Source organism: Aureivirga sp. CE67, assembly GCF_015767245.1.
Taxonomy (GTDB): Bacteria; Bacteroidota; Bacteroidia; order Flavobacteriales; family Flavobacteriaceae; genus Aureivirga.
Map to the genome: position 1 here is coordinate 1 of NZ_JADOTV010000039.1, position 8,584 is coordinate 8,584.

An 8,584-nucleotide genomic window follows, 5' to 3' on the forward strand; every position below is an offset into this window, starting at 1 on the left:
TGTTCGAATGAAAAACTACAGTAATCAAAAAGAAAGTGAGATTAGTGTTTTACAATTTATTTTAAACGATTTTAAAGATAGTGGAGCAATTATTCGTTTGGATGCTTTGCATACTCAAAAAAAACAATAGCTAGTATTGTGTCACATAATTTAAATTATGTTGCTCAAATAAAACGAAATCAAAAAACATTATTTAATGATATTTCAGATCTTATAAACCATGAAAAACCTTTAGATTCATTTTATGAAATCGAAAAAGACCATGGTAGACATTCAAAATGGTATATCTATGTTTATGATGCATTTAAAGGAAATAAAACAAAGGAATGGAAGAGCTTAAAAAAGTATATTGAAGTTCGTAAATTTTCTAGAAATGTAAAAACAAATGAAGTATCTGAAAGTATTAGGTATTATATGACAAATATGGATTCAAATAATGCTGAATTCTATCATAGGGGAATTAGAAATCATTGGAAGATTGAAAACTCTTTGCATTGGGTTAAAGATGTTTTTCATAACGAAGAAAAAATCGAATTAAAAATAGGAATGGTGCCATTAATATTGCTATTATTAGCACCATTGCTATAAATCTACAAAGATTAAATATAGGACGGTCAATTAAAGACGCAATAGGATATTGTACTTTTAATTTGAAAAAAGTAATCAAACTATTTAGAACGTGACAGCCCTGCCTCTCAAGAGGGGAACTTTTTATTCTATAAATTCTCCTTTTAATTTTGATTTCTTTTTTTCTTCTTTATTTGAAATAATCCAAAGTCCAACAAAAGTGATGAATCCGTTGATTCCTAAGATTTCTAAACCGAAAACATATCCGTTTAAAATATCCTTTGTATGATTGTGTAAAAGCATTGTTATTGTAACACTGATAATCGCAACAATCCAAACAAACTGATCTTTTATTTTTCTTTTTGTTATAATTCCAAAAGCGAACATTCCAAGAAGTGGTCCATAAGTATAAGCAGCTACTTTCAGTACATTACTAATAATATTATCTTCCAAAATATATCTGAAAACAATAATTACCAAAATCAATAAGATAGAAACTCCAATATGTACTTTTTTACGAGTAGATTTCTGATTCTCTGTTTTTTCTTTATCAAAATTTAAAAAATCAAAACAAAAAGAAGTTGTCAGAGACGTCAAAGCACTATCTGCACTTGAATAAGCTGCGGCAATTAAACCAAGAATAAAAACTACTCCTACAAAAAGACCTAAACCACCGTTTAAAGCAATTTCAGGAAAAAGTAAATCTGTTTTTGGAGTTCCGTCGACAACTGGAATTTCAATTCCCATTTGATTTGCATAAGTAAATAACATTGCTCCTAAAAAAAGAAAAATAAAATTTACCGGAATCAATACAACTCCAAGAGAAAGAACATTCCATTGTGCCTCTTTGATATTTCTACACGTCAAGTTTTTCTGCATCATATCTTGATCTAAACCTGTCATAGCAATAGCGATGAACATTCCACCAAGAATCGATTTTATCGCATGATTTTTAGATTTGATATCTTCTATAAAAAATATATTCGTATATTTTTTTAATTCTTCTGATTGAAATAAATCTACAAGCGACCAATTCATATGATCTGAAATGATAAAAATCGTAGCTATCACGGCACTTAGCATAAAGAAAGTCTGTAGAGTATCTGTCCAAACAATCGTTTTGATTCCTCCTCTAAAAGTATATACCCAAATCAATGCTATTGAAAGAATTACAGTTACTGGAAAAGGAACATTCCATTGTTCAAAAACAAATTGTTGCAAAACACTCGCTACCAGATATAATCTAAACGAAGCTCCTAAAACTCTGGAAATAAAGAAAAAGACTGCTCCTGTTTTATGACTCGTTTTCCCGAATCTATTTTCTAAATATTCATAAATAGAAGTTACTTGAAGTTTATAATAAATAGGAAGTAATACAAAAGCGATAACTATATATCCGATAAGATAACCAAAAACAGTTTGCATATAACTAAAATTGGACTCTTTTACCCAACCTGGAACCGAAATAAATGTAACCCCTGAAAGCGAAGCTCCAATCATTCCGAAAGCTACCACATACCAAGGTGATTTTTTATTTCCGGAAAAGAAAGCATTGTTCGAATCTTTTTTCCCTGTAAAATATGCAATCGTTAAAAGAACTAGAAAGTAAATTCCTATTAATGATAAAATGTATTCTGGTTTCATGTAATTCTATTTTACACAAAGAAACTAAATTTAAATAGAAATTGCTAAAACCATTTTCCATAAAAAAACCGTAATTCTAATGAAAGAATTACGGCAACTTAACTAAACAAAAAAGGTGTTAATATAATTGAACTCTCTCTACTATTGAATAATTATCTAAGGTTAATTTTACAAGGTAAATTCCATTTTCATATTCAGATAAATTCAACGTCCCACTAGTATTGAAATTTTCAATCTGTAGTAACACCAGTCCACTCGTATCAGAAATTATTACACTATTTATAATTTTCGAGTTAGATTTTATTTTCAAAATTCCATTAGAAGGATTCGGATAAATCGAAATCTTTTCTAAAATGCTTATTTCATTTACAGATAAAGCTACATCCGCTTCTAAATAATCTGGAATATCATTTTCATTTGTATCATCATCTGTTGGATCTCCATTTTCGTTATAATCTTCATCAATCGTCAAAATTCCATCTCCATCATCATCCGCATCTGCATAGTTTGGAATTCCATCTCCGTCTGTATCATCAGTTTCCAAGTTTCCATTTTCATTAACATCTTCACTTCCATTTACAATTCCATCATTATCCTCATCTTGGTCACAATCAATAGATTTTAAAGGAAATTCATAAATAGAATAACAGTTTGTCTCAGGGTTTTCTAATCTTAAATAAATAATTTCTTCAAAAATATCTACATGCGGACTTTGTAATTGATTTACCTCTGCTTCTGCATCAATCTCCATAGAATAATATTTCAACTCAAAAGGATAATCTTCTGGAATAAAATCTTCTTCTAAATAAAGATCATAAGAAGTGTAGATATCATCATTATCATCCATACAAACAGTTAATCCTGGATGCTCTATCGAAGGATTTTCACTTTTCTTTAAAGAAACTTTTATCGTAATTTCTTCTGATGCTAAAGTGATTCCTTTTACATAAATTTCTTTCAATTCATCAAATTCTAATGAAATATATTCACTGGTATATTCATTCTCATCATTATCCAAATCCTCTAAAGATTCAAATATTTGTAAACTTTGCAGATTAAATGCATCTATCAAATCTTCTTCAACCTCAATAACTGCAAAAACAGTAAGAATATCTTCACATTCAAACATTTCGTATGTGAAATCTAAAACTGAAAAATCTGCTTCTAAATAATCTGGAATCTCATTTTCATTTAAATCATCATCTGTCGGATCTCCATTTCCATTATAATCTTCGTCAATTGTTAGAATTCCATCTCCATCATCATCCAAATCTTGATAATTTGGAATTCCATCTCCGTCTGTATCATCTGTTTCCAAATTTCCATTTTCATTTATGTCTTCCTCTCCATTAGGAACTCCGTCTCCGTCTGCATCTTCTCCGCAAAAAACAGATTTCAAAGGAAAATCATAAACAGAAAAACAACCTTCTTCTCCTTCTAAGCGGATAAAAATATTAGTATCTACCGTATGAAAACTATTTGGCAATTCTGTTTCATTAGCTGAAGCATTCTGCTCTGTTTGATGAAAAGTATAAGTATATAAATCATCTGATGATAATAATGCTGATTCCACATTCAGAGGAAAAGTATTGTAATCATCTCCGTCTTCATCATCACAAATTGTAATTCCAGGATAATCGAATGTTGGTAAAGCAATAGTTTTTAATTTCACTTCATAAATACTTCCTGTTTCTTTTACATATATTGCCTCTTCTTCACTAGAAAGCACAGTAAATTCTGTATCTGTACTTATAAAATCAGTTTCATTCGAAGCATCCTCGATTGTTTCGAATAAATCAAATTCTTCTCCTAAGCTAAATTCCAAAATTGCAAAATCCTGAATCTCTTCGTAGGTGAAATTTGCTTCTTCATTTTCGCATTTAACAAAATCTGCTGTTGCTTCCAAATCTTGAGAAAAAGAGCAAAAAGAAATTAACAGAAATGAAAATAAGAGTAATTGTTTTTTCATATGTCTCAATTTTAAATTTAATTTTTTGAAAAAAAAAAGAGTCGTACGATAATAGCAAAATACGACTCATTCCCTAAATGTTTAAAAAGATGTTACTCTATATTTTTTTAAATGATGTTTAATAGATGTTATAGATGTTTTTTAAAAAAATATATTGGGTAATTATAAATGTTTAATAAAATGTTTAATAGATGTTTTTCATATTTCAAATGTATAAAATAAATCATGTGAAGTATAATACAACAAAGTGCCGTTTATAAAAAAACAACCTTATTTTTATAAAAAACAATAGAAACCAAAACCTTACAAAACCCTATAAACACAGAGTTTTTAAGATTTTTTTATTTTTTAGGTGCTTACCCTTCATAAGATTTCGGGTCGGGCTTTTCGTTTCAAGTTTTGCTATTAAAAAAAGAAATTCTAAAACATTCGTGGGCTTCTTAGGTCGCCTCCGTTATCTAAGAATTTCTAATTTTTTAAATACGCAAAAGCTTTTCTCTTCAATCCCTAAGCTAGTTTTTTTTTTGCGTTAGGGATAGTAGCGGCATCCTTTTTTGCTTCTTCATCCATATGCTTTTAGCAAAAAAGATATAGCGAATAGCCCGGCCTTTTTTCTTTGTTTTTGAGACAAAGAAAAAAGGAAACGCCCAAATGAAAAGAATTGTTCAAATCGAAAATCATTTATGTATTTTTGCAATATGAATTATTCTTCGAAAATTTTAGAAAAAGCGGTTGCAGAAGTAGCTTCTTTACCAGGAATTGGAAAACGTACAGCATTGCGTTTGGTTTTACATCTGATGAAACAACCGAAAGAACAAACACATCGTTTGACGAATGCGCTGAATACTTTGGTTTCGGATATTAAACTTTGTAAAAAATGTTTTAATATTTCGGACACAGAGATTTGTGAAATTTGTGCAAATCCGAACAGAAATAATAAAGTAATTTGTGTTGTAGAAGATATTCGTGATGTAATGGCTATTGAAAATACAGCTCAATTTAAAGGTTTGTACCATGTTTTGGGAGGAAAAATTTCTCCGATGGAAGGAATTGGCCCACATAATTTACATATTGAAGCTTTGGTCGATAAGGTTAAAAATGAGGAAATTGAAGAAATCATTTTTGCGATGAGTTCTACTATGGAAGGAGATACGACCAATTTTTATATTTTTAAACAAATTGAAAAATATAATATCAAAACTTCTACGATTGCTAGAGGAATTTCTGTTGGTGATGAACTAGAATATGCTGATGAAATCACGCTTGGAAGAAGTATTGTAAACCGAATCCCATTTGAAAAATCACTTTAAGAAATAAAAAAGCCTGTTTAATTTGATTTAAACAGGCTTTAATTTTTATCTAAAATTCGAATTATTTCTTTTCTTTTTTACCAAAAAGACCATCTAATAAATCATTTGCAGCATCTTTTACTTTATCTCCATCTGATTTTTTCTCTCCGTCTTTTTTGTTGTCTTTGTCTTTATTTTTATTTCCATTCAACACACCATCTAAAAGATCTTTTACAGCATCTTCTGCTTTGTCTTTCACTTCATCTTTTACTTTTTGCGCTTGTGCTTCAATGATTTTCTTTGTCACTTCTGTGATTGCTTTCTTTAAATCTACTTTGATTTTTGGCTTCGCAACAGGTCCTGATAAATTAACATCTACAGGAACTACCATTTTCTTTTGCTCAGCAGCAGAAAGTGTAGATAATAATTTATTGATATCTTTTCCTAAATATTTTGCAGGAAGATCCATTTTTAAATCATAATCCATATTTTGATCAAAACCATGCTCTCCAGAAAGTTTCATCGGAACATCTTTCCATTTTAAATTCATTGGTTTTAAAATCACTTTTCCGTCATTGAAAACTACATGTGCTTTTAAATCTTTTAAATCTAATTTTGAAGCATCAAAGAAATTCAAATTTTGATCCATTAAACTTAAAGCTTCCGATTTTTCTGTATCTACCTTATTAATGAATAAATTCGCTAATAAATCTCCTGAAAGTGAATTGATATTTGCAGAAAAATCTTTGTTTAATTTTCCTTTTAAATCAAAAGCAGTGCTATAATTTCCGTCAAATGCATTCGCTATTGGCATCATTTTTTGGAACATTTCTAAAGATCCAAAAGTTTTTTGAATGTCAAATTTCTTGATTCCTAAACCAAAATCAAAGAAAGGTACATTTGGTTTTGTATCTACAGATCCGTTGATTTTGATATCTCCTCCAAATAATTTTGCAGTAATTCCTTTTAAATCTGCTTTTTGATCGTCGATTACAAAAGTTCCGTCTACTTGTCTTAATTCGATATTATCGTAGTGAACTTCTCCAATTTTAGCTTTGAAAGTTGCATCTAAAAATGCAGGAATTTTCATTTCTTCACCAGTTGTAGCTGGTGTAGTTTCTGTAGTATTTTCTGCAACTTCTTCTGTTTTATTTTCTTCTGTTGTTTCCGTAGTAGCTTCTGTTTCTTCTGAAGGAACTAAGAAATCATTTACATAAAGTTTATTTGAGTTTAAAGCAAAATCTCCAATTAACTTCGCATCGTTGAATAAGAAAGCGTATAAATTGTCAATTTTTCCATAAAGTTCAATATCACTATTTCCTGTTTTAGCTTTGAATTGTTTTAACTCAATTTCTTTTGTGTTAAAAGTTAAATCGGCTGTTTCGATATAATATGGATGTGGAACAGATGCATTTGCAAACTCAAAATTAGAAAGACTTGCAGAACCTTCGTTTTTGATATTTTCATATTTACTGTTCATCACAGAATTCATATCAAAATGCGTAGAAATATTTGCTACTAAAATTCCAGCTAACTTTCCATCAAATTCTACAGGATAAGCATGCGTTAAATTATCAAGATTAATTTTTCCATCAAAAGTAGCATCAATTGTTTGATTTGTTGTTACATGATTAATGAAAGCTTTTGCTTTAAAAGCATCTTGATCAATTTTGAATTGGAAGTTTTTAACATCCACAAAAGTATCATCGATATTTCCTGTTTTGTTTCCAATTTCTGTATTTACATAAATATTTGTAATTCCTTTTGGTAAATCTGGATATTGGAACGAAGCATTATCTGTTTTTACAATTAAATCAAAAGAAGGAATTGTTTTATCATCTAAAATTCCTTTTGCATTTCCTGATAAATCTAATTTTCCATTTGCTTTTACTCCATCAAAACTAGAAGTATAAGCTGCAGGAACTAGAGAAAGTAAACTTTTAAACGCTGATTGTTTTGAAGCAAAAGTAATATCCATTTCTTGATTTTTCTCGTTCATTTGATAATACCCGTCAAACGAAAGATTTAAATCGTTGATATGTGCTAAATTTTCTTCAAAAGTAAAACGCATTTTTGCTAAATCCATATTTAACAAAGCGTCTAAACTAAATTTGATTTTATTCGCATAAGCAACATCATCCATCTTGAAAGTGAAAGCTTCGATAGACGATTTTGTATCTAATTTTGCATTATCTCCAGTATATTTTAAGTTTCCTGAATGATCAAAATTATCAATATACATTGCCATTTTCCCAACTTCATCGATATAAGTTACATTCACATCCGAAATTCTATAAGAATCTACACCAAAAGAAAAACTAGATTCCTCTTCTGATTCTTTTGGAGTTTCTGCTGGAGCTTCTTCTGATGCATTGTCGGCAACTGCAATATCATAATTACTTTTTCCATCTTTGTTTGTTTTCACCAAAACGTTTACTCCATCTACTTCAATACTTTTTACATTATAGCTTCCTCCAAAAAGATCTGTAAGATTTACTTTCAAATCTATGTTTTTTACATAAGCTAAAGTGTCTCCTTCAAATGGAGCGTAGTTTATAATCGATAATTCTTCAATACCAATAGCAGCATTTGGGAATTTTCGAATCAAACTTATATCCACATCTTTGAAGTCAACTTTTGCATTTACATACTTATTGACTTCTTCCTTTACTTTATCAATTATTTGGCTTTTGAAAATGATAGGTAAAACGAAAAGTAAACCTATTAGAACAAACAAAAAGATAAAAAATCGTTTAAAAAATTTTTTCACTTTGTAGTTTTTTTAGTTGTTATAATTAGAAAAATTTAAGAGGCTCTAATTTAAGATAAAAAAAGAAACAGAATTTAAGATTTACTTAAAATTTTGTGAAAAAATACTTCATTCTAAAAAAATGGAAAGCTTTAGATATTTCAGATTTGAAATATTTATAAATTCTAGAATTCTCATAAAAAAAGCCACTTCTGAAATACATCAAAAGCGGCCAAGTATAAAGCAGGGCTGTCACGTTCTAAATAGTTTGATTACTTTTTTCAAATTAAAAGTACAATATCCTATTGCGTCTTTAATTGACCATCCTATATTTAATCTTTGTAGATTTATAGCAATGGTGCTAAT

The 8,584-nt window shown here is 29.2% G+C and carries 5 protein-coding genes; 2 read left to right on the top strand and 3 right to left on the bottom strand.

What is annotated here, in order from left to right; all coding sequences use genetic code 11:
• Nucleotides 1-126: 126 nt before the first annotated feature.
• Complete coding sequence (locus I0K12_RS21790; RefSeq protein WP_317194457.1) at nt 127-588, top strand: ISAs1 family transposase; 462 nt, start codon at nt 127-129, stop codon at nt 586-588.
• 123 nt (nt 589-711) lie between these two features.
• On the opposite strand, the gene I0K12_RS21795 is transcribed toward I0K12_RS21790, so the two are convergent.
• Entirely contained in the window at nt 712-2,211 is a 1,500-nt protein-coding gene (locus tag I0K12_RS21795) for a sodium:solute symporter (RefSeq protein WP_196890299.1), read from the bottom strand.
• A 118-nt stretch (nt 2,212-2,329) separates the two neighbouring features.
• Entirely contained in the window at nt 2,330-4,180 is a 1,851-nt protein-coding gene (locus I0K12_RS21800) for a T9SS type A sorting domain-containing protein (protein WP_196890300.1), read from the bottom strand.
• A gap of 698 nt (nt 4,181-4,878) precedes the next feature.
• On the opposite strand from I0K12_RS21800, the gene recR reads away from it, so the two are divergent.
• The gene (gene recR / locus I0K12_RS21805) at nt 4,879-5,490 is read left to right on the top strand and encodes a recombination mediator RecR (protein WP_196890301.1); all 612 of its coding nucleotides are present in this window, start codon (nt 4,879-4,881) and stop codon (nt 5,488-5,490) included.
• A 61-nt stretch (nt 5,491-5,551) separates the two neighbouring features.
• Here the strand turns inward: recR and I0K12_RS21810 are convergent, their stop codons facing one another.
• The gene (locus I0K12_RS21810) at nt 5,552-8,206 is read right to left on the bottom strand and encodes an AsmA-like C-terminal region-containing protein (RefSeq protein WP_231372831.1); all 2,655 of its coding nucleotides are present in this window, start codon (nt 8,204-8,206) and stop codon (nt 5,552-5,554) included.
• Nucleotides 8,207-8,584: the final 378 nt, after the last annotated feature.

Excerpts from the sequence above, each read along its gene's own strand:
- I0K12_RS21795 (WP_196890299.1), bottom strand. The coding sequence starts at position 2,211 with ATGAAACCAGAATACATTTTATCATTAATAGGAATTTACTTTCTAGTT.
- I0K12_RS21800 (WP_196890300.1), bottom strand. The coding sequence starts at position 4,180 with ATGAAAAAACAATTACTCTTATTTTCATTTCTGTTAATTTCTTTTTGC.
- recR (WP_196890301.1), top strand. The coding sequence starts at position 4,879 with ATGAATTATTCTTCGAAAATTTTAGAAAAAGCGGTTGCAGAAGTAGCT.